This is a genomic window from Polaribacter sp. OB-PA-B3 (genome assembly GCF_054589375.1).
The window spans coordinates 1-379 of record NZ_BAAIIX010000023.1 but is presented as its reverse complement, the minus strand read 5'-3'; the positions used below and the strand labels follow the sequence as shown (position 1 = coordinate 379).

The 379-nt window shown below is 29.8% G+C and carries 1 pseudogene; it reads left to right on the top strand.

Annotated elements, in window-relative coordinates:
* Nucleotides 1-240, top strand: a pseudogene (locus ACYPV9_RS14245) (transposase); the annotation flags it as partial.
* Nucleotides 241-379: the final 139 nt, after the last annotated feature.

The window sequence follows — 379 nt, the reverse complement described above, 5'->3', positions numbered from 1 at the left end:
AATGTGTGGATTAAAAAGTATAATCGTAAAGACTTAATGAACACCAGAGTAAAAGTGGAAACAAAAGACGAAATATCTAGAATTAAAGCGCTTCAAAAAGAGATTGAACAGCTTAAAAAACTACTACTTAAAAAGGATCTCGATGCTATGGTAGAAGAATCTTATTTAGAAGTAGCAGCAGAAGATCTTGGTTTTAAGTCGATTGCTGAACTAAAAAAAAAGTTAAGTATAAAGCCTTAATAAAAGCTAAAGAAAAATCTAAGAGATTTGCGTCTTTAACGACTATAACCCATTGTTTTGGGCTTAAACGTGATGCGTATTATAAATACAAATCTAGAGCTGATAAACGTTTAATACTAGAACAACAGATTATAAATAT